A 2,002-nucleotide genomic window follows, 5' to 3' on the forward strand; every position below is an offset into this window, starting at 1 on the left:
AGCCGCCGGAATGTCGATAAGAGCAATGCTGATGGGGCCGATACCGCTGGTGATCCCGATATCTATCGCGGCGTTTGGTCCGCCGATAAGGGCGGTCAAGTCCGGCAAAATTCCAACAACGGGGTACGGCATGATGATGGGACCGAGAGTGATTCCGAAGAAGCCTAACACGTTGATTGCGAAAGGCGGAATGCCGAAATGCTGGATATCAAACTCATTGAAGTCGACATTAATAGGGATATTAATCGGGACGTTGACACCCATATTCAGTAGCGGAATCTCGGGGATATAGATTCCGGCATGAAGGCCGATCAGGCCCTGATAATCCTGACGCCAGAAGAAGCCATTGGAGTAGCTACCGGCGATAAACGCGCCCGTGTCGACATTGCCAGAGTTCGCCAAGCCGGTATTGTAATTCCCCGCGTTAAACGAGCCGGTGTTGTAGTTGCCGGGGTTGGCGATGCCGGTGTTGTAATTCCCCGCGTTGAACGAGCCGGTGTTGTAGTTGCCGGGGTTGGCGATCCCGGTGTTGTAGTTGCCGGCGTTGAAGAATCCGGTGCTGGTGCCGCCGGTGTTGCCGATGCCGGTGTTGTAGTTGCCGGAGTTTCCGATGCCGAAGTTACCGGTGCCGGAGTTGAAGAGGCCGATGTTGTTGGTGCCGGAGTTGAATAGGCCGACGTTCCCGGCGCCGGAATTCCAAGCGCCGAAACCGATTTGGTACTCGCCGGTGAGGCCGATGCCGATGTTGCCGCTGCCGGTGTTGCCGAGACCGATATTGCCGATTCCGCTGTTGCCGAGGCCGAGGTTGTTGTTTCCGGCGTTACCGAATCCCACGTGATAGTCGCCCAGATTGGAGAGGCCAACGTTGTGGCTGCCCAGATTGCCGACACCAATATTGTGGCTCCCCAGATTGCCTACCCCAATACTGAAGCTACCGAGGTTTCCGCTGCCGAGGTTGAGGCCGCCGAGGTTGCCATTGCCGAGGTTGAGGCCGCCGATGTTGGCGGTGCCCAGGTTGAGGCTGCCCAGATTTGCGTTGCCGACATTCAGCCCGCCGTCATTTGCGAAGCCAGCATTGAACTGCCATAGGTTATGGAGCAAGCCCGCAATCTGGCTGCCAGTGTTTCCGACACCCGAAACGTTGGCCACGGTCGCGAGGTCCAACGTGCTGGTATTCAGGAAGCCGGAGACGGTATTGCCCACGTTCGACACGCCCGATACCAGCTCGCCGAAGTTCTTGAAGCCCGAGAGCCCGGAGCTACCAGCGGCGTTGTTGAAGAGGCCCGAAAGGTTGGCGCCGACATTTCCGAAGCCTGATGTGCTGCCAGTACCGGTGTTGAAGAATCCTGACGAGGGGCCGGTCGTCGAGTTACCGAAGCCCGGGACAGCCGGTATGTCGATGATCGGGATCCTGATGGGGCCAATGCCCCCGGTGCCGCCGATATCGATGACCGTGTTCGGCCCTCCGATGCTGCCAGTGATATTCGGAAGGTCGATTGCGAAGTCGGGGATCTGGATGGGGCCGACGCTCAGAGCACGCCCTCCAATGCCAAGGATGTCGATGTTGGCGCTGTATTGAGGCAGCAAGAAATGCTGCAAGGTGAGCGTGCCGAGGCTGATATCGATCGGGATGTTGATCGGAATCTTGATGTCAAGGCTGGCCGGGATAGCGGTATCGGGAATAACGAGCGTGAGCGCGGAGCTGTACAGGCCCTGATAATCGCCACGCCACAGAAAGCCATTCGAATAACTACCGCTGATCAACGCGCCGGTGTCAAAATTGCCCGTGTTCGCCAATCCGGTATTGTAGTTGCCCGTGTTGAAGCTGCCGGTGTTGTAGTTTCCGGGGTTAAAGTCGAATGTGTTGAAGCTGCCGGTGTTGAAGTTGCCAGTGTTGTAGTTGCCGGCGTTGGCGATGCCGGTATTGGCGATGCCGGCGTTGAAGAACCCGGTGTTGGTGTTGCCGGTGTTGGCGATGCCGCTGTTATAGCTGCCCGAGTTT

The 2,002-nt window shown here is 57.7% G+C and carries 1 protein-coding gene; it reads right to left on the reverse strand.

All coding sequences use genetic code 11. The annotated features are described in order from the left end of the window. Positions 1–2,002, reverse strand: a 2,002-nt coding sequence (locus tag F0Q45_RS25640) for a beta strand repeat-containing protein (RefSeq protein ID WP_373425095.1), incomplete at both ends; no start/stop codon positions are given.

Source organism: Mycobacterium simiae, assembly GCF_008370645.1.
In the GTDB taxonomy this organism is placed as follows: Bacteria; Actinomycetota; Actinomycetes; order Mycobacteriales; family Mycobacteriaceae; genus Mycobacterium; species Mycobacterium simiae_A.